This window comes from Sphingorhabdus sp., assembly GCF_035329025.1.
Lineage (GTDB): Bacteria > Pseudomonadota > Alphaproteobacteria > Sphingomonadales > Sphingomonadaceae > Sphingorhabdus_B.
Genome location: NZ_DAOLHN010000004.1, coordinates 31,746 through 49,367 on the forward strand (window position 1 = coordinate 31,746; position 17,622 = coordinate 49,367).

Here is a 17,622-nt window from a genome sequence, read left to right on the forward strand (position 1 = left end):
GGCGATATTGAGAATATCGAAGGCCCGGGAAAGCAATTTTCCGGGCCTTTGCTTTTGCGCTGCAGCATGCGGTTGACTTCGCTCCGGCGCTCTCCTAAAGCGCGCGTGCCTTGGCGGGGTTGCCCGGAGTCTCGGCGGTTCTCCCCAGTTGATACTGAGTATCGAAACAGGAGGAATTGCATGGCTTCAGAAGATCCCGCGCAGGATGGCAACGGCACTAAAGACCCTCGGCTCGATTCGTTAGACATGCAGCTGAAAATGGTCCGGAAGGCCGAGGCAGAACGTACGGGGCAAGACGTGCCTCCGGCCAAAGGAATGCGGCAGGGGAACCGGGTCTTGACCGAACTGATCGCCGGTCCTGCGGGTGGTGCTCTAGTTGGCTGGTTGTTCGACCAGCTGTTTGACACCGCGCCAGCGCTTCTGTTGGTCTGCATGTTTTTGGGCATCGCAGTCGCCTTCAGGAACATATACAAGATTTCGCAGGAGCGTCCGGAATAACAACGGGCGCTTCGGTCGTATAAACGCGGCCCCGCTTGCGGGGCTGTTGGCATAAGCAGGGTACGGAAAAAGTGGCAGGCGAAAGCGGCAAAATCGATCCGATGCACCAGTTCCAGATTGAGCCTTTGGCGAAGCTGGATCTTTTTGGTTACGACATCTCGTTCACCAACTCGTCGCTGTTCATGCTCGTCGTTCTAGGTGCCATCTGGGTTTTCATGGCCGGTGGCATGAAGCGCGAACTCGTTCCCGGTCGCTGGCAGATGGCTGTTGAAGGCGTCACCGGCTTTATCAACAACATGATGAGCTCGAGCATCGGACCCGAGGGCAAGAAATATGTGCCTCTGGTCTTCTCGCTTTTCATGTTCATCCTGTTTGCCAACTTCATGGGCATGATGCCGATCGGTATCGTCCCCGGCGCCCACGCTTTCACCGTAACCAGCCATTTGACAGTCACTGCTGTGCTCGCCGTGCTCAGCTTTGGTACGGTGCTGGTCGTTGGCCTGTGGAAGCATGGCCTGCACTTCTTCAGCCTGTTCGTGCCGCATGGCACGCCCTGGTGGCTGCTCTGGCTCATCCCGCTGATCGAGCTCTTCTCGTTCCTCATCCGCCCCTTCAGCCTTGCTTTGCGTCTCTTCGTCGCGATGACGGCGGGTCACGTGCTGATGAAGGTGCTTGCAGGCTTCGTGATCAACGGCCTCAATGCTGAAGCGCTGTGGGTTGCCCCGCTGGTTGCGCTGCCCTCATTCATCCTGATGATCGGCATCACCCTGCTTGAACTGCTGGTGTGCGCCATTCAGGCCTATGTCTTTGCGCTTTTGACCTCGCTCTACATCAATGACGCGGTCAATCTGCACTGAGTTTTTTCGACTATTTTCCAACCAAGTTTGAGTTTTAACAGGAGTTAGTAACATGGAAGCAGAAGCAGCAAAATTGATCGGTGCCGGTCTCGCAGCAATCGGTGCCGGCCTCGCAGCTGGCGGCGTGGGTAACGTCTTCGGTTCGTTCCTTCAGGGCGCATTGCGCAACCCCGCGGCTGCTGACAGCCAGCAGGGCCGTCTCTTCATCGGCTTCGCGGCTGCCGAACTTCTCGGTCTGCTCGCGTTCGTCGTGGCGATGATCCTGATCTTCGTTGCCTAAGAGTTTTTAGGGGAGGATACCCCGGCGCTTTGACGCCGGGGGCCACTTTCCCGAAAATTTGAATAACCCTCCATCCAGCGAGCGGATCAAATGCCTCAAATCGCCCAGATACTGGAAACCTATGCCTCGCAGTTCTTTTGGATGCTGCTGGTTTTCGGCATTCTTTATTTCGTGATTGGCCGCGGCATGGTGTCGAAAATCGACGCCAATGTCGAAGCCCGCGATCGCAAGATTGCCGATGACCTTGCCGCTGCCGAAAAGGCACGTGTCGAAGCCGACGGACTGGTAGCGGGCGGGAGCGATGCATTGAATGCCGCTCGCGGGGAAGCGCAAGCCAAGGCGGCTGCCGCCAAGGCCAAGGGCGCCAAGGATGCCGAGGCACGTCTTGCCAAGGCGGACGCGGAAGTTGCGGCCAAGCTGGCAGTAGCCGAAGCCGACCTCGCCAAGGCGCGCGCCAAGGCAATGGCGGGAATCGAAAGCGTAGCAGCCGAAGCTGCGGCGGATATCGTCGCCAAGGTTTCGGGTGCAAAGGTCAGCGCTGCCCAGGCAGCGACTGCAGTGAAGGCGGTATTGAGCTGATGACACAGGCAGCAGCCCCTGAAGCCATGGCCACCGAAAAGGCCGTGATCGACGACACCACCGTTGACGGTGCACCGGTAGCCGACACGCATGCTTCAACCGAAGCGCATAGCGGAGAGGCGCATGCCGCACCCGCCGCTCTCGGTATGGATGCGACAATGTGGGTCGCGCTCGCTATGCTCGTCGTCATCGCTTTGTTCATCTGGAAGAAAGTGCCCGCGATGATCGGCGCGGCGCTCGACAAACAGATTGAAGGCATCAAGGCCCAGCTCGACCAGGCGACCAATCTGCGCAAGGAAGCCGAAGCGATCAAGGCCGACTATGAAGCCAAGGCGAAGCAAGCTGCCAAGGATGCCGAAGCGATGAAGGCGCAGGCAGAAGAAGATGCCAAGGCGATTGTTGCCAAGGCCAAGACCGACGCAACCGCACTGATCGCGCGACGGGCCAAGTCGGCCGAAGACAAGATCGCCGCCGCTGAACGTGCGGCAATCGCCGATGTGCGCGCCAAGGCCGCCGCTACGGCTGCGGCAGCTGCGGAGGCACTGATCGCCAAGCATCATGATGCCAAGGCCGATGCCGGTCTGGTTGATGCGACGATTGCAAAACTGAATTAATTCCTCCCCCAATGGGGGAGGGGGACCATCCGCAGGATGGTGGAGGGGCACGTGAGTAATCGCGTGCCCTTAGTTGTTGGGACTTGCAGCGGGTGCCCCTCCAACAGCTTCGCTGGTCCCCCTCCCCGTGCGGGGAGGAATTCAGAATCTAATCATAATCCGCCGCGCGAGCGCAGGTGAGATGCTGTAAACAAACCGCAAAAGCTTCACCATCCCGACATTCGCCTCCGTGGCGTTGCTTTCCATCGCATCGACAATCTGCGCAGCGCAATCTTGCGGACTCATCTTTTTGCTGCCGCGTCCGGCGGTCATTTTGGTTTCGACAACCGGTGGCAACACTTCCAGCACATGGATGTTTGTGCCTTTCAGCTGTTCGCGCAACGCCAAGGTGTAACTGCGCAAACCCGCCTTGGTGGCACAATAGATCGGTCCACCCGCGCGTGGGGCGACCGCCAGACCTGATGTGGTGTTCACAATCATCGCCTCGGGACGAGCCTTCAGGCCGTCCATCAAATGCGTGATCAGATGCACAGGCGCGTTCAGGTTCAGCCAGATGCAACGGTCATTATCCGCCAGGTCGGGTGCCGCTTCACGAAAATCATGGTCGCTGCCGACACCGGCATTGTTGATCAATATGTCAACATCGAGGTCCTTGACCGCCGCCAACACCGCATCGACGCCTGCCTGCGTCGACAGATCGGCGGCGATGACTTCATAGCCCGCCGCCTTGGCTGCCTCGATCCGTTCGGGTGTGCGACCGGTGACAATCACCGTCGCGCCCTTGGCCTTAAGTTGCCCGGCCAATTCGCGACCAATGCCGTCGGTACCACCGGTCAACAATATGGTCTTGCCGTTCAGTTGCATTTAGGCTGTTCCTCTTCCGCCGACTTAAGTAGCGCAACAGAATATAATGTCCAAAGCAGAACGCCCCGATCAGCCCAACGCCGCATCGCGCTTCAATGAAGAGGCTGCAACTTATGCCGTGCGCGGTGCTGACCAGCCCGATCTGGAGGGCGGGGTGGCGGCCATCCGCAATGTGCTGAAGACACTGCCGGCCAAACCCGGCGTCTATCGCATGCACGATGCGCGCGGCGATGTGCTCTATGTGGGGAAGGCGCGGGCGCTCCGGAACCGCGTCACCAATTACACGCAGGTTGATCGGCTGCCCAACCGGCTGCGGCGCATGGTCTCGCTGACGCGCAGCATGACGATTGTCACCACCAACAGCGAGGCAGAGGCGCTGTTGCTCGAGGCGCAACTAATCAAGCGTTACCGCCCCGCCTACAATGTCCTGCTGCGTGACGACAAAAGCTTCCCCTTCATCCTGCTGCGTGCCGACCATGATTTCCCGCGTATCCAGAAGCATCGCGGGGCACGGCGGCATAAGGGCGAATATTACGGGCCGTTTGCCAGCGCCGGTTCGGTCAATGTCACGCTGAACGCGCTCGAAAAGCTGTTCCTGCTGCGCAGCTGCACCGACAGTTTCTTCAACAACCGCGACCGGCCTTGTCTGCTCTACCAGATCAAGCGCTGCTCGGCGCCCTGTGTGGGGCGGATCGACAAGGCGGGCTATGCCGAGCTGGTGGGTGACGCCAAAGCCTTCCTTGGCGGCAAATCGACTGCGGTGCAGGCGAAGCTGGCGAAAGAGATGGAGGGGGCCGCCGAAGCGCTCGATTTCGAGCGCGCGGCGCTGTTGCGTGACCGGCTGAAGGCGCTGACCTTCATCCAAGGGAGCCAGGCAATCAATGCGGCGGGGATTGGTGATGCCGATATCTTCGCGCTGGCGCACAAGCAGGGCGTGATTGGCATCCAGGCCTTCTTCATCCGCGGCGGGCAGAATTGGGGCCACCGCGCCTTCTTTCCCGCTCACATACAGGACAGCAGCGACGAAGAAGTGCTGACACTGGTGCTCGCGCAATTCTATGAAGAAGTGCCGCCCGCGCGTCTGCTGCTGCTCGACCGCGAATTGCCTGAAGCCGATTTGCTGGCCGAGGCGCTCAGCGAAAGGGCAGGGCGCAAGGTCGAAATCGCGGTTCCCCAGCGTGGCGACCGTACAAGGCTGGTCGCGCAGGCGAAGCGCAATGCCGAGGAGGCGCTCGACCGAAGGCTGGCAGAAACGACAACGCAGGGCAAATTGCTGCGCGAGGTTGCCGAACTGTTCGACCTGTCCGAACCGCCGCAGCGGATCGAGATTTACGACAACAGCCATATCCAGGGCAGCAACGCGCTCGGCGCAATGGTGGTCGCGGGACCAGAGGGTTTCATCAAGGGCCAGTATCGCAAATTCAACATCAAGCAGGCCGCCACCAATGATGACTTCGCGATGATGCGCGAAGTGATGGAGCGACGCTTTGCTCGCGCGCAGGAAGAGGACCCGGATAGGGATAAGGGCGAATGGCCCGACCTCGTCCTGATCGACGGCGGCAAGGGGCAGGTGAGCGCGGTGCGCGAAGTGTTTGAACGGCTGGGGATCGAAGATGTGCCCTTCATTGGCATCGCCAAGGGCCCGCACCATGGGCGTGAGGGGCGCGAGGTTTTCCACTTCCCCGACGGCCGCGAACTGACCCTGCCGGTGAACGCGCCGGTGCTGTTCTACCTGCAACGCTTGCGTGACGAGGTGCACCGCTATGCCATCGGCGCGCACCGCACCAAGCGCGCCAAGGCGATCACCGCCAGCCCGTTGGACGAAGTGCCCGGCATCGGCCCTTCGCGCAAAAAGGCGCTGCTTCTCCACTTCGGCACCGCCCGCGCAGTACGCAGCGCGAGCCTTGAGGATTTGCAGAAGGCGCCCGGCGTATCAGCCGCGGTGGCGCAGACGGTGTATGATTTTTATCATGGGGAAAGTTGATGGTAGCTCATCCCGTTACCAAAAGGATACGAGGTCCATTCATTTTTGCTGTGATTTTATTAGCTGCGGGTGTGTTCATCCATTTTGTATTGCAAATGGGGGTGAAGATACCGACCGATACGCCTAGAACTGGGGTTATCACCGAGATTGACCCGCCTCGATTTAGAATATCGAAGGTTACCTCTTCCGTGCTCGTCAAAGACGATGCAGATGATCAAACAACCTTTGTGATCCATCCGCGCGGTCGAATGGACGGTTGTACAAGAGGTGACAAAATTCAATTCGTGTTCGAAGGAAGCAGGGCAATTTATGTCCCGAACAGTTGCGTCAAGAAGAGTGTGCAATAAATGCCACTGAATAAGCATAAGCAAGAAAGGGGAGGCCATGCCGCACATAGCTGCCAACGATATCGAACTTTTTTACGAAGACCACGGCCCAACCGGCGCACCCGTTATTCTGCTGGTCATGGGGTTGGGTGCGCAGATGATTGCCTGGCCGGACGAGTTTGTGCATGGCCTTGTCGGCAAGGGCTTCCGCGTTATCCGCTATGACAATCGCGATGTCGGCCTATCGCAGCGTATGGAACAGGCGGCGACCCCCAATCTACTGTGGACGATGTTCAAGGCACGTTTCGGCCTGCCGCTGGGCGTTGGCTATACGCTTTCCGATATGGCGAAGGACGGAATCGGGCTGCTCGATGCGCTGGGTATCCAGCAGGCGCATGTGGTCGGCGCGTCGATGGGCGGGATGATTGTGCAGCTGATGGCGGTGAACCATCGCGAGCGCCTGTTGAGCATGACGTCGATCATGTCCTCCAGCGGCGCGCCCGGATTGCCCGGCCCGCGTGCGGATATTCGCCGCCAGATGATGGCTGCACGGCCATCGGGTGCCAATCGCGACGAAGCGGTCGCGTTTGGGGCCGCGTTGGTGAAGTCCTTTTCCTATCCCGATCCCGCCCGCCCGGAAGATGCCCATGTGGAAATGACCGGACGCGCCTTTGATCGCGGCTATTATCCGATCGGCACGCGGCGCCAGTTGCTGGCGATTATCGCCGATGGCAGTCGTGTCGCGCGCCTGAAGACGATCACCACGCCGACGCTCGTCGTTCACGGCGGTGCCGACCCGCTAGTACCGAAAGAGGGCAGCATCGACATCGCCCGCCATGTGCCGGGTGCGCGGCTGGAGATTATTGACGAAATGGCGCACGACCTGCCGCCGTCGCAGGTGGATCGCATGATTGGGCTGATTGCGGGGCATGCAGGGGCCGCAACGTAACAATACCGTAGCCCTGAGCCTGTCGAAGGGCGCCTCAAGGTTTGCGCTGAGGCTGAGAACCGCCCTTCGACAGGCTCAAGGCTACGGTAAGAAGTAATTCAGCGATTATCCAACTGTCCCCGCACCGCCCGCAAACCCTCTCGCGTGATGCGATAAGGCGCGCCGCCGGCGCTGGCGATCAGTCGTTTGCGCCGCAGTTTCTGGAACACCGATAGGGTGCAGTCGTCGAGCCGCCAGCCATCGCGGTTCATGCAATCGACCTCGATAATACGGCCCTTGTCGTCAAAGCGGTGGATGATCGAACCGCCTTGCGCCAGCGCGTGCAGCACGCGCTGTTCATATTTTGAAACATTCATGGAAAACCTGTCCGTTGAACGCGGAAAAGGAGCCGGAACGCTATGCGCGCTTCGGCTTTCACGGTCGGCAGTCAGCGTGAGCAGGTCACGCGCGCCGGTTCAACGGATGGCAATCTCTTGCATATTTTCCCCAATAGAAGGCGAAAAACTAGCATGGCCGCTGCGCAAAGCAAGATGCGGCGCTGTATTAGGCGCCTAACTCTAGGCATGACATCTGCCTGAATTGCCGTTATCCCTCGGCCCATGAGCGAGAAACCCCAGTCAAGCGCCGAGAAACTGCAGCACGACACAAAGTTCGAAGATCGCGTGCTTGTCGGCTTTCTGCTCGCGGTATCGCTGGCGATGGCGTGGATAGTCTGGCCGTTTTTCGGGGCGATCCTGTGGGCGTTGGTGGTGACGATTGCCTTTGCGCCGGTACACGATCGACTGCTGATGAAGATGCCGTCGCGCAAGAATACCGTTGCAACGCTCACCCTGTTGCTGGTGATTGCGCTGGTCATCATTCCGGCTTTCATCGTCGGCTCGCTGATGGTCGATGAAGCCTTGCGCACCTATGATTCAGTGCAAACCAAGGAGATCGATTTCGCCAAGCTGGGGCAGGATCTACAGGCTGTCATTCCGCAACGCTGGCAGGAAATGGCGGGGCGGTACTTCACCCCTGATTTTGAGGAACTCCAGTCAAAGGCGAGCGCGCTGGTGACAAGTGGGGTGCAGATCATTGCGGGGCAGGCTGTCTCGGTTGGGCAGCGCGCGTTCAACTTTGCAATGGCGCTGGGTGTGATGCTCTATCTCACCTATTTCCTGCTACGCGACGGTCGCCAGATTACCCGACGGATCGGCGAAGCCATTCCGATGCGCGCCGAGCAACGCAAAGCCTTTTTCGACAAGTTCACCACGGTGATACGCGCAACGGTGAAGGGCAGCATCGTTGTTGCGATCGTTCAGGGCATTTTGGGCGGGCTGATATTCGCGTTTCTCGATATTCGAGCCGCCGTATTATGGGGTGTGGTGATGGGATTGTTCTCGCTAATCCCCGCTGTCGGCACGGGGATCATCTGGGTTCCAGTGTCGATTTACCTGCTGGCGACGGGCAGCATGTGGGAAGGAGTTACCTTGTTGATGCTGGGCATTTTCGTGATCAGTATGGTCGACAATGTCCTGCGCCCGATCCTGGTAGGTCAGGATACACAGATGCCGGATTATGTCGTGCTTATTTCGACGCTGGGCGGTTTGAGCGTACTCGGTATAAACGGCCTGATTGTCGGCCCTGTCATTGCGGCGATGTTTATTTCCGCATGGGAAATCTTCACCGAAAACAGGGCCGTTGCGAGCACAAGCTAGCGCTCAGTGTTTTTCAAGTTCGCGCGCGCAGGCGATGCATAAAGCGGCTTCGGGTTGGGCCTCGAGCCTTTTTTCGCCTACAGCTTCGCCACAGCGGGTGCATTCGCCATAGCTGCCATCCTCCACCCGAGCCAAAGCTGCCTTGACTGAGACGATTTCCCGTCCCAGCAGGGCTTCCTGCCCCTCCAGTGCATCGTCGTCTTCACGCTCGGTCGCCTGTTCTTCAAAGTCGGCACTCAACGGTTCGGCCAAGTCGGCCTCGATTCGCCCGGCCCTTGCTTCCAGTTCGGCCAGCCTTGCCTCGAGCCCGGATTTGACGCTTTTCAGATCGGTCATGCTTATGCTCCTGCCTTTGCAGCCGAAAGCATAGCCGAAACCTGATCGAGAATCGACAGGCGTTCCTTTTTCAGGTCTTCGGTTCGTTCGTCCGATGCGGCTTCGATGCCGGCTTCGATGCGATGAATTTCACGATTCAGATCGTGATAATGGTCAGCCAGCTTGGCAAAATGCGGATCGTTCACCTTTAACTTGTGCAGCGTGTCCGCGTCGTTGGGAAATTCGGCGTGCAATTCATGGGCTACGTGGGTCATATTCTGTCCTTATCGTTGGTCTGATAAAAGTAGTCTGGCCCACTTTCCCAAGGTTCGCTTTGCGCAAGATCAAAGCTTTGCGACAGACAGCTCTATTTTGATTGCACTTTCTCCATCGGCTGGAACTTGCCCAGCCCGCATCCCGCGCCTTCGTGCAGCCCGCCGCCATAAGACTGCAGTACACGAATGGCATCAACACTGCAGAGCTGGTTCAGGCTGGTGCGGTATGAGAAACGCTGCTCAAAGCCAAGGCTGGGGCAGCTATGCGGAAGGGTGTTGCGATACAGCTTTCCGCCCGCCATTTTGAAATCAATCGTGCGATCGTCGATGACATTGGAAGACCGGACTTGCGACAGGGTAATGCAACTTACCGGTTCGCCGCTGGGCTCATAGGCCGCCAGCGCTTTTGCCTGTCGTTCGCTCGCGCCGCCTCCGGAAACCGCAGAGGTGGCGACGCCTCCGACGGCGATGGTTGTAGCAAGGGCCAATAGAAGTCGCTTTTTCATGTCGCCTCTCTTTCTTTAGTCGTTACCTGACAATCGCCTGTTTCAGCTTAAACCTTGCTGACCAACCTTGTTTTTGGTGCCGGGGTCTTTGGTTTGAACTTGCACAAGTCTGCAACTGCGCAGCGCCAGCATTCGGGCGTTCTTGCCTTGCAGACATAACGTCCGTGCAGGATCAGCCAATGATGTGCGCCGAGGCGAAAGGGTGCAGGCGTCTTTTTGTCGAGCTGCTTTTCAACCGCCAGTGGCGTTTTGCCTTTGGCGAGGCCGGTGCGATTTCCAACGCGGAAGATGTGTGTGTCGACCGCGAAGGTTTCGGCACCGAATGCCGTGTTCATCACGACATTGGCGGTTTTGCGTCCTACCCCGGGTAAAGCTTCGAGCAGATCGCGATCGGCGGGGACCTCTCCGCCATGGTCGCGCACCAAAATTTCGGATAGCGCGATTACATTCTTTGCCTTGGCGTTAAACAGGCCGATGGTCTTGATGTGCTGCTTCAGGCCTTTCTCTCCCAGTTCGACCATCCGCTGCGGCGTCTTTACGCTTTCGAACAATTTGCGGGTCGCCTTGTTCACGCCGACATCGGTCGCCTGCGCTGACAGGACCACCGCAACCAGCAACTGATAGTCATTGCCATATTCCAGTTCGGTTTCGGGCGAGGGGTTATCCTCCGCCAACCGACGGTAGAATTCGAAAATGTCCGCTTTGTTCATGCCGCCCTTATTTGGCGGATTCTGCTCCGCTGTCATCGGAAAAAGCGACCATATCATCACGCAGGCCGATACCGATCATCGCCCTTGGCACATCGGCTTCGGATGAAACGACGGGAAAAGCGCAATAATCTGCGGCATAATAGGCACTCGGGCGATGATTGCCCGAAAGCCCGACGCCACCGAAAGGCGCAGCGGAGGATGCACCATTGGTGGGCTGGTTCCAGTTGACAACACCGGCACGGCTGTTCGCCCAAAACTCGTTATATTGCTCCGGCGTTCCGCCGATCAGCGAGGCAGATAGGCCAAAGCGTGTGTTGTTGGCTTCATCGATGGCCTCGCCAAATGTCTCCACACGAATGACCTGAAGCAAGGGACCGAAGAGTTCGATATCCGGTCGTTCGCGCATATCGGTGACATCGATGATGCCGGGGGACAGGAAGGGCCTTCCGGGCCGCGGCCTCGTCATGTGCCGGATCGGACGACCGCCATGGCTCATCAGCGCCAGGAAGCTTTCGGTCAGGCCATCGGCGGCCTCATTGTCGATGACGGGGCCCATGAACGGTGGCACCTCTGCATGCGGTTCATCAATGACTAGCCGGTCCACCAGCCGTTTCAGCTCGGGAATGAACTGGTCGTACAGGCTCTGTTTGATGATCAACCGCCGGGCGGCGGTGCAGCGTTGCCCTGCTGACAGAAAGGCCGATTGCACAACCAGCACTGCGGCGCTGTGCATGTCGTGCGTATCCCAGACAATGACCGGATTATTCCCGCCCATTTCAAGCGCCAATATCTTGTCCGGGCGTGAAGCAAATTGCCGGTTAAGCGCAATCCCCGTCTGCGCGGATCCGGTAAACAGCAGGCCGTCCAATCCGGGATGGCCGGAAAGGGCCTTTCCGGTGTCTGGCCCACCCTGCACGATGTTGACCACGCCGTCGGGGATCCCGGCCTTGCGGAAATATTCGACCAGCATCGCCCCAACGGCTGGTGTTTTCTCGCTCGGTTTGAAGACGACAGCGTTGCCGGCAATCAGCGCGGGTACGATATGCCCGTTGGGTAAATGCGCGGGGAAATTATAGGGCCCAAGTACCGCGAGCACGCCATGCGGTTTGTGCCGGACTGCATTGCGCGTCCCCGGCTTGCCGTCGAACCTGCGTTGCGATGTGCGGTCGGCATAAGCCTTGACCGAGATATCAACCTTGTTGACGACGGATTCGACTTCGTTGCGCGCTTCCCATAGCGGCTTGCCGGTTTCGCGGGCGATGCAGTCGGCAAAATTTTCCAGATCTGCCTTCACCCGGCTTCCGAACGAGCGGACTATCGCAATCCTGTCGCTCAGCGGAGCAGCAGCCCAATTGGGCCAGGCTGCGCGTGCAGCACTAACCGCTGCATCGACATCGCTGGTCGCACCGCGCCACAGCACGGCTCCCGTCGCAGGTTCGTAGGATACCAGTTCAGTCAAATCTTATATTGCCCTAGCGCAATCATTTCATGGCCATTTACCATAGTTTGCCGCATCCGGCTTTACATCAAGTAAATACTCCATCTTCCGGCATGTAAAATCACCTGTTTCGCAGCGCAGCGCCAAAGCGGCGCACCGCGTCGATTTTGCGCGATAGCGGCGTCCAGTCGTCGTCGGTTGCGATCGCTTGCCAGATTGCCTCCACCTCATCGATCAACATCGAACAGGGTTCATTCTCCGCCCAATAAGGCGTTGGCGGGGAAGCCACGGGTTCAAACTGGCCCAGAATTTCGGTGAAAGCGGCGTAGCGTTCGCCGCCATAGCCCCGCTCGGATGATACGCCACCACGATGGTAGTGGAAGAAATCGGCAATCGGTATTGCTGCATCAATCATCGCCCGCTCACCCGCCTCAACGAGGGCGCGATCCGTCTCAATACCTTTGGATGCTACTCCCAATCGCCACAGGAAACGTTCAACGATCGCCGCCTGAAACAGAGCTGGGAAGCCTTCGAGCGCCTCGACCAAAGGCGGTGCTTCGCTTATCAGGCGCAGCGAAATGGCCAGTTGCGCGAGATTCCAGTGCATCGCCTCTGCCTGGCGGCCAAAAGCGTAAAGACCTTGATGGTCGAAATAGGCGGCGGTGAAACGCGGATCCCAATTGGGGTTGAACCGCCACGGGCCATAATCGAAGCTTTCGCCTGTGACGTTGATATTATCGCTGTTGAGCACGCCATGCACGAAACCGGCCACCATGAAGCTGGCAGCTTGCTGTGCAATCCGTTCGACGGCACCGTTGAGCAATTGGGCCGCCGGGTTCTCTCCGGGTTCCTGGCCATACAGGTGGATGAGGACATAGCGCGTCAGCCGGTCAATCATTACCGCATCATCTTCATAGGCCAGCCGCTGAAACGCACCGATGCGGATATGGCTGTGGTTTAGCCGTACCAACACCGCCGAACGGGTGGGCGAAGGCTCGTCATTGCGCATCAGCGCCTCACCGGTTTCGATCACCGAAAAGGTCTTCGAGGTTTCAACGCCCAGTGCCTCGAGCATCTCTGTCGCCAATATTTCGCGCACCGCACCTTTCAGCGTCAGCCGTCCATCGCCATCGCGGCTGTAGGGCGTGGTACCCGATCCCTTGGTGCCAAGGTCTAGCAAACGCCCAAAATGGTCGCGCAGCTGGGCAAACAAGAAGCCGCGCCCGTCGCCAATATCGGGGTTGTACACACGGAACTGGTGCCCGTGATAGCGGAGCGCCAGCGGCTGCGGCAAATTGTCGGGCAGCGGCTTGAAACGGGCGAAATGTTCAATCCATTCGGCGTCGCTCAGCCCGTCGAGCCCGACTGTCGCGGCCCAGCGATCATTGCGATAGCGCAATATGGCATCGGGAAAGTCGGCGGGCCGTACAGGGTCACCAATTTTGTCGCCAAGGCTGGTGATTTTCGGATCAGCGCGGTAGGGGGCGGGGGAGGGATTCACATTCATCGTCCGCAATGTCTGGGGGCAGCGGAACAGAAAGGCAAGCATGGCGGATTTCGAAGACGCCTATTGGTGGTCGAACGACGAACTGCGGCTGCATTACCGGGATTATCCCGGCCCCGCATCGCGTTCGCCGATCATCTGCATGCCGGGCCTCACCCGCAACGCCCGCGATTTTGAGCCGGTTACCCAATTGCTGGGCGGCAAGCGACGCATGCTCGCCATCGATTTTCGCGGCCGCGGCGAAAGTGCCTTTGCCAAGGACCCGATGACCTATGTCCCGCTGACCTATGCGCAGGATATGGACATCCTGCTGCGCGAACTGGACCTCAAGAAATTTGTGTTGTGCGGCACTTCGCTTGGCGGGCTTGTTTCCATGCTGCTCGCTGCGCAGTGGAAAGACAGGCTGGCGGGAGTGATCCTCAACGATGTCGGTCCCGAAATCGGCAAGGCCGGGGCGGAGCGTATTCGCGGCTATGTCGGGCAGGGTCGCAGTTTCGAAACCTGGATGCACGCCGCCCGCGCGATGGCCGAGGCGCAGGGCGATGTCTATCCCGGCTACCGGCTCGAAGAATGGCTGCGCTTTGCCAAGCGCACCTGCAAATTGTCATCCAACGGGCGGATTGTGTTCGATTATGACATGAAGATATCAGAGCCGTTCAAGCTGCCGGGTGGCGAAGCAGGGGTCGATCTGTGGCCGTTGTTCAACCTGCTTGAAGATGTGCCGATGCTGGTGTTGCGGGGTGAGAAATCAGATATCCTCGAAAAGGCTACTGCATCCAAGATGGTAAAGAAAGCGAAGCAGGCAACGCTGGTCACGGTGAAGGGAATTGGCCACGCGCCGTCGCTGGACGAGCCTGAGGCGCAAAAGGCGATTGCAGAATTTCTGGCTGGCGTGAAGTGAGCCTTTGATTCGATCAATGAACATACCGTCGCCCCGCACTTGATGCGGTGCTTGGCTTTTTCGCCGTTGCCTCCTGTCTCCTAACCCCGCATCAAGTGCGGGGCGACGGGGTAGAGATTTGCGAAAACCGCTGTCCTACATCCTGGCGCCTATGCTCCAATCGGCGCATGACCGAATCAACTCCCCCCATCCTCCTCGCCGACGATGAAAGCCTAGCCTTTCCCGCCGTTCCGCAAGAGCGCAAACGCCGCAATGGCTGGACACCGCCGCAGCAGGCGCGGTTCATACTGGCGCTGGAGGCGATGGGGTCGGTCAGCGCTGCGGCGAAGGCAGTGGGGATGAGTCGTAAGTCGGCTTATGACCTGCTCGACCGGCCGGGGGCAGAGGGCTTTGCGCGCAGTTGGGATCGCGCACTGGAATCTGGGCGACAGCGCATGTTCGATGTCGCGATGGAACGCGCAATCAACGGCGTTACCACCATCCATGTCCGGCGTGGCGGATCAGTGAGCATCAAGGGTGGTGCCGATATGCGGCTGGTGCACGCTGCGCTACGCAGCGAGGATAAGCTGGGCGGATGGGGACGCTAAAGTGACATAAGTGACAAATCTCCCCCCACTTCCCGGTAAATTGTGTCAACTTACCGACCCGTTTCACGAAAATGGCGACTTTTGCTGATGGCTGATTTATGGACCCTCGCGTTATGAAACCTGTTCGCATTCTCCATCTTTTCAGCAGCTTCGACCTTGGCGGGAAAGAGGCGCGTGCGGTGCGCCTGATGAACCATTTCGGGGGTAAGGCGAAGCATACGGTGCTGTCTGCCGTGCCCGATGCGCTGGGCGCGCGTGAGGCGATTGATCGCAACATCGAGATTGAATTTCCCGGCGATGCTGCACCGGCGCTGCACGGGCGACCGGGCATGGGGCGCTATCGCAAGCTGGCGCAATATATGAAGAAATTCCATCTCGTGCTCAGCTATAATTGGGGCGCGATGGACGGGGTGATGGCGCGCACATTGCTCGGTTCGAGCATGGGGCTGCCGCCGCTGATCCATCATGAGGATGGCTTCAACGAGGATGAATGGGAAAAGCTGAACTGGAAACGCAACTGGTTCCGCACCATTGCCTTGCAGCGTTCGGCGGCGTTGGTCGTACCGTCGCTGACGCTGGAGAAAATTGCCAAACAGGTTTGGCACCAACCGGCAGAGAAAATCTACCGTTTCCCCAATGGGGTTGATGTCCATCGCTATGAAAAGAAACCACAGCGGGGTGCATTCCCCGGCTATGTCAAACGCGATGGCGAGATTGTCGTCGGCACGATTGCCGGTCTGCGTGCGGTTAAGAACCTGCCACGGCTGGTGCGCGCGGTTGCCGCCGCTGGCCCGAATTACCGGCTGGCGATTGCGGGGGAGGGGCCGGAGCGCGAGGTAATATTGGCAGAGGCGCAGCGGGTTGGGATCGCCGACCGGCTGATGATGCCGGGTTTCCTTAAAGACCCGGCACGCTTTGTCGGCCTGTTCGATATTTTTGCACTGTCTTCGGATAGCGAACAATATCCGATCTCGCTGGTCGAAGCGATGGCGGCCGCACGTCCGGTCGTGGCGACCAAAGTCGGTGACGTGGCGGCGATGGTTTCGCGTGAAAACCGGCGGTTCATTGTTGCGCGTGAGGATGAGGCGGGTTTTGCCGCAGCTTTGCGTGAGATTGGCGGCAGCGTGGAGCTGCGCACCGAACTCGCCCATGCCAATTATGCCCGCGCGCTGGCTGAATATGGCGAGGCAGAAATGTTGGCGCGCTATCAACAGCTTTACGGGGCAACCATGCGGCGCGCAGATTTTGCGCGACAAGATTGAGGCATTCGTTTAGCGAATCTGGCATCGGGGAAGACGCGCTGCTTGGCGCAAAATGATAGGGGTAGTTTGAGTGTTCAAGGGTCTGAAACCCATTGTTTACGGTGGCCGCGAAGTCTGGCCGCTTATCGAAGGCGGCAAGGGTGTAGCCGCAACCAATCATGCAAGCTCTGGCGCCTGGGCCGCCGCTGGCGGCATCGGAACGGTATCTGCCGTCAACGCCGACAGCTATGACGACAATGGCGACATGATCCCGCAGGTTTTCTTTGGCAAAACCCGCGCCGAACGCCATGAAGAGCTGGTTGAATATGGCATAAGAGGTGGCATCGCGCAGGTGAAGCGCGCTTATGATATTGCGGGCAGTACCGGTGCCATAAACATCAATGTGCTGTGGGAAATGGGCGGCGCACAGCGCATCCTCCACGGCATTCTCGAACAGACCAAGGGCCTTGTCACCGGCGTCACCTGCGGGGCAGGCATGCCTTACAAGCTGTCGGAAATTGCTGCGCAATATGGCGTCTATTATCTGCCGATTATCAGCTCTGCCCGTGCCTTCCGTGCGCTCTGGAAGCGTGCTTATCACAAGGTGCCCGAATGGCTGGGTGCGGTGGTTTATGAAGATCCCTGGCTCGCCGGTGGCCATAATGGCCTTTCCAATGCCGAAGATCCGACCAAGCCCGAAGATCCCTATCCGCGCGTGAAGGCGCTGCGCGATACGATGCGGCAAGAAGGCATTCCCGACGAGCTGCCGATCGTGATGGCAGGCGGCGTCTGGTATCTGCGCGATTGGGAAAATTGGATAGACAATCCCGAACTCGGCCAGATCGCTTTTCAATATGGCACGCGGCCCTTGCTGACGCAGGAAAGCCCGATCCCGCAGGGTTGGAAAGACCATCTGACCAAGATCCCCGAGGGCGGTGTGTTGTTGCACAAATTTTCGCCCACAGGTTTCTATTCGAGCGCGGTGATCAATCCGTTCCTGCGTGAATTGCAGGCCCGTTCCGAACGGCAGATACCCTATTCGACCGAGCAGGCGGGCGATCATACTGCAACGCTTGACGTCGGGGTCCGTGGCAAGAATTTCTGGGTGACGCCGCACGATTTGCAGCGTGCGCGCGAATGGGATGCTCGCGGGTTTACGATGGCGCTGAAGACGCCGGACAATACCGTGATCTTCGTCAAACCCGAAGAAGGCGCTGTCATCCGCAAGGATCAGACCGACTGCATGGGCTGCCTTTCGCATTGCGGTTTTTCGTCGTGGAAAGACCATGACAATAATTCGACCGGTCGCCTCGCCGACCCGCGCAGTTTCTGCATCCAAAAGGCGCTGCAGAATATCGCGCATGGCGAACCGATCGATGAAAACCTGATGTTTGCAGGCCATTCGGCCTATGAATTCGGTCGTGATCCCTTTTATTCCAATGGCTTCGTCCCGACGGTCAAACAATTGATTGATCGCATCCTGACAGGGGATTGATC

General features: G+C 58.7%; 20 protein-coding genes. 12 read left to right on the forward strand and 8 right to left on the reverse strand.

Annotated features, from left to right (window positions below):
• Nucleotides 1-180: 180 nt before the first annotated feature.
• The 5 genes from PKC81_RS01710 (at nt 181) to PKC81_RS01730 (ending at nt 2,828) form a co-directional block, all read left to right on the forward strand.
• A complete protein-coding gene (locus tag PKC81_RS01710) occupies nt 181-498 on the forward strand; it encodes an AtpZ/AtpI family protein (protein ID WP_115548872.1) in 318 nt (105 codons plus the stop codon).
• 101 nt (nt 499-599) lie between these two features.
• Entirely contained in the window at nt 600-1,355 is a 756-nt protein-coding gene (locus PKC81_RS01715; RefSeq protein ID WP_324332965.1) for a F0F1 ATP synthase subunit A, read from the forward strand.
• Between the two features lie 52 nt (nt 1,356-1,407).
• Complete coding sequence (locus tag PKC81_RS01720) at nt 1,408-1,635, forward strand: F0F1 ATP synthase subunit C (RefSeq protein ID WP_115548870.1); 228 nt, start codon at nt 1,408-1,410, stop codon at nt 1,633-1,635.
• A gap of 90 nt (nt 1,636-1,725) precedes the next feature.
• Nucleotides 1,726-2,214 (forward strand): ATPase, encoded by a 489-nt coding sequence (locus PKC81_RS01725; RefSeq protein ID WP_324332909.1) that lies wholly within the window; start codon nt 1,726-1,728, stop codon nt 2,212-2,214.
• A complete protein-coding gene (locus PKC81_RS01730; RefSeq protein ID WP_324332911.1) occupies nt 2,214-2,828 on the forward strand; it encodes a F0F1 ATP synthase subunit B in 615 nt (204 codons plus the stop codon). Before PKC81_RS01725 ends, PKC81_RS01730 begins: the two co-directional genes overlap by 1 nt.
• A 141-nt stretch (nt 2,829-2,969) precedes the next feature.
• Here the strand turns inward: PKC81_RS01730 and PKC81_RS01735 are convergent, their stop codons facing one another.
• Complete coding sequence (locus PKC81_RS01735) at nt 2,970-3,692, reverse strand: SDR family NAD(P)-dependent oxidoreductase (RefSeq protein WP_324332913.1); 723 nt, start codon at nt 3,690-3,692, stop codon at nt 2,970-2,972.
• A gap of 46 nt (nt 3,693-3,738) precedes the next feature.
• On the opposite strand from PKC81_RS01735, the gene uvrC reads away from it, so the two are divergent.
• Complete coding sequence (gene uvrC / locus PKC81_RS01740; protein WP_324332915.1) at nt 3,739-5,676, forward strand: excinuclease ABC subunit UvrC; 1,938 nt, start codon at nt 3,739-3,741, stop codon at nt 5,674-5,676.
• Nucleotides 5,677-6,060: 384 nt separating this feature from the next.
• Nucleotides 6,061-6,951, forward strand: a complete 891-nt coding sequence (locus PKC81_RS01745; protein ID WP_324332917.1) for an alpha/beta fold hydrolase — start codon at nt 6,061-6,063, stop codon at nt 6,949-6,951.
• A gap of 98 nt (nt 6,952-7,049) precedes the next feature.
• Here PKC81_RS01745 and PKC81_RS01750 read toward each other — a convergent pair whose 3' ends face one another.
• A complete protein-coding gene (locus PKC81_RS01750; RefSeq protein WP_324332919.1) occupies nt 7,050-7,307 on the reverse strand; it encodes a YjhX family toxin in 258 nt (85 codons plus the stop codon).
• Between the two features lie 243 nt (nt 7,308-7,550).
• On the opposite strand from PKC81_RS01750, the gene PKC81_RS01755 reads away from it, so the two are divergent.
• Complete coding sequence (locus tag PKC81_RS01755; RefSeq protein ID WP_324332920.1) at nt 7,551-8,648, forward strand: AI-2E family transporter; 1,098 nt, start codon at nt 7,551-7,553, stop codon at nt 8,646-8,648.
• Between the two features lie 3 nt (nt 8,649-8,651).
• On the opposite strand, the gene PKC81_RS01760 is transcribed toward PKC81_RS01755, so the two are convergent.
• From PKC81_RS01760 to PKC81_RS01785, 6 genes are all read right to left on the reverse strand, one after another.
• On the reverse strand, nt 8,652-8,984 hold the full coding sequence (locus PKC81_RS01760; protein WP_324332921.1) for a TraR/DksA C4-type zinc finger protein: 333 nt from the start codon (nt 8,982-8,984) through the stop codon (nt 8,652-8,654).
• 2 nt (nt 8,985-8,986) lie between these two features.
• The gene (locus PKC81_RS01765; protein WP_324332922.1) at nt 8,987-9,238 is read right to left on the reverse strand and encodes a DUF465 domain-containing protein; all 252 of its coding nucleotides are present in this window, start codon (nt 9,236-9,238) and stop codon (nt 8,987-8,989) included.
• A 92-nt stretch (nt 9,239-9,330) separates the two neighbouring features.
• Nucleotides 9,331-9,744 (reverse strand): DUF6491 family protein, encoded by a 414-nt coding sequence (locus PKC81_RS01770; protein ID WP_324332923.1) that lies wholly within the window; start codon nt 9,742-9,744, stop codon nt 9,331-9,333.
• A gap of 47 nt (nt 9,745-9,791) precedes the next feature.
• The gene (gene nth, locus PKC81_RS01775; protein ID WP_324332924.1) at nt 9,792-10,454 is read right to left on the reverse strand and encodes an endonuclease III; all 663 of its coding nucleotides are present in this window, start codon (nt 10,452-10,454) and stop codon (nt 9,792-9,794) included.
• A 7-nt stretch (nt 10,455-10,461) separates the two neighbouring features.
• Nucleotides 10,462-11,913, reverse strand: a complete 1,452-nt coding sequence (gene astD, locus PKC81_RS01780) for a succinylglutamate-semialdehyde dehydrogenase (RefSeq protein WP_324332925.1) — start codon at nt 11,911-11,913, stop codon at nt 10,462-10,464.
• A 100-nt stretch (nt 11,914-12,013) separates the two neighbouring features.
• The gene (locus tag PKC81_RS01785; RefSeq protein WP_324332926.1) at nt 12,014-13,399 is read right to left on the reverse strand and encodes a protein adenylyltransferase SelO family protein; all 1,386 of its coding nucleotides are present in this window, start codon (nt 13,397-13,399) and stop codon (nt 12,014-12,016) included.
• Between the two features lie 40 nt (nt 13,400-13,439).
• On the opposite strand from PKC81_RS01785, the gene PKC81_RS01790 reads away from it, so the two are divergent.
• The 4 genes from PKC81_RS01790 to PKC81_RS01805 all read left to right on the forward strand — a co-directional run bounded on the left by PKC81_RS01790 (nt 13,440) and on the right by PKC81_RS01805 (nt 17,620).
• Complete coding sequence (locus tag PKC81_RS01790) at nt 13,440-14,297, forward strand: alpha/beta hydrolase (protein WP_324332927.1); 858 nt, start codon at nt 13,440-13,442, stop codon at nt 14,295-14,297.
• 167 nt (nt 14,298-14,464) lie between these two features.
• Nucleotides 14,465-14,884 carry a hypothetical protein gene (locus tag PKC81_RS01795; RefSeq protein WP_324332928.1) on the forward strand — a complete coding sequence of 140 codons (420 nt, stop codon included), beginning with the start codon at nt 14,465-14,467 and terminating at the stop codon, nt 14,882-14,884.
• 113 nt (nt 14,885-14,997) lie between these two features.
• A complete protein-coding gene (locus PKC81_RS01800; protein WP_324332929.1) occupies nt 14,998-16,146 on the forward strand; it encodes a glycosyltransferase in 1,149 nt (382 codons plus the stop codon).
• A 70-nt stretch (nt 16,147-16,216) separates the two neighbouring features.
• The gene (locus PKC81_RS01805; RefSeq protein ID WP_324332930.1) at nt 16,217-17,620 is read left to right on the forward strand and encodes a nitronate monooxygenase; all 1,404 of its coding nucleotides are present in this window, start codon (nt 16,217-16,219) and stop codon (nt 17,618-17,620) included.
• Nucleotides 17,621-17,622 lie beyond the last annotated feature (2 nt).

Excerpts from the sequence above, each read along its gene's own strand:
- PKC81_RS01750 (WP_324332919.1), bottom strand. The coding sequence starts at position 7,307 with ATGAATGTTTCAAAATATGAACAGCGCGTGCTGCACGCGCTGGCGCAA.
- PKC81_RS01785 (WP_324332926.1), bottom strand. The coding sequence starts at position 13,399 with ATGAATGTGAATCCCTCCCCCGCCCCCTACCGCGCTGATCCGAAAATC.
- PKC81_RS01710 (WP_115548872.1), top strand. The coding sequence starts at position 181 with ATGGCTTCAGAAGATCCCGCGCAGGATGGCAACGGCACTAAAGACCCT.
- PKC81_RS01760 (WP_324332921.1), bottom strand. The coding sequence starts at position 8,984 with ATGACCGATCTGAAAAGCGTCAAATCCGGGCTCGAGGCAAGGCTGGCC.
- PKC81_RS01735 (WP_324332913.1), bottom strand. The coding sequence starts at position 3,692 with ATGCAACTGAACGGCAAGACCATATTGTTGACCGGTGGTACCGACGGC.
- nth (WP_324332924.1), bottom strand. The coding sequence starts at position 10,454 with ATGAACAAAGCGGACATTTTCGAATTCTACCGTCGGTTGGCGGAGGAT.
- PKC81_RS01770 (WP_324332923.1), bottom strand. The coding sequence starts at position 9,744 with ATGAAAAAGCGACTTCTATTGGCCCTTGCTACAACCATCGCCGTCGGA.
- PKC81_RS01720 (WP_115548870.1), top strand. The coding sequence starts at position 1,408 with ATGGAAGCAGAAGCAGCAAAATTGATCGGTGCCGGTCTCGCAGCAATC.
- PKC81_RS01790 (WP_324332927.1), top strand. The coding sequence starts at position 13,440 with ATGGCGGATTTCGAAGACGCCTATTGGTGGTCGAACGACGAACTGCGG.
- PKC81_RS01725 (WP_324332909.1), top strand. The coding sequence starts at position 1,726 with ATGCCTCAAATCGCCCAGATACTGGAAACCTATGCCTCGCAGTTCTTT.
- PKC81_RS01715 (WP_324332965.1), top strand. The coding sequence starts at position 600 with ATGCACCAGTTCCAGATTGAGCCTTTGGCGAAGCTGGATCTTTTTGGT.
- PKC81_RS01745 (WP_324332917.1), top strand. The coding sequence starts at position 6,061 with ATGCCGCACATAGCTGCCAACGATATCGAACTTTTTTACGAAGACCAC.
- PKC81_RS01765 (WP_324332922.1), bottom strand. The coding sequence starts at position 9,238 with ATGACCCACGTAGCCCATGAATTGCACGCCGAATTTCCCAACGACGCG.
- uvrC (WP_324332915.1), top strand. The coding sequence starts at position 3,739 with ATGTCCAAAGCAGAACGCCCCGATCAGCCCAACGCCGCATCGCGCTTC.
- PKC81_RS01800 (WP_324332929.1), top strand. The coding sequence starts at position 14,998 with ATGAAACCTGTTCGCATTCTCCATCTTTTCAGCAGCTTCGACCTTGGC.
- PKC81_RS01755 (WP_324332920.1), top strand. The coding sequence starts at position 7,551 with ATGAGCGAGAAACCCCAGTCAAGCGCCGAGAAACTGCAGCACGACACA.
- PKC81_RS01730 (WP_324332911.1), top strand. The coding sequence starts at position 2,214 with ATGACACAGGCAGCAGCCCCTGAAGCCATGGCCACCGAAAAGGCCGTG.
- PKC81_RS01795 (WP_324332928.1), top strand. The coding sequence starts at position 14,465 with ATGACCGAATCAACTCCCCCCATCCTCCTCGCCGACGATGAAAGCCTA.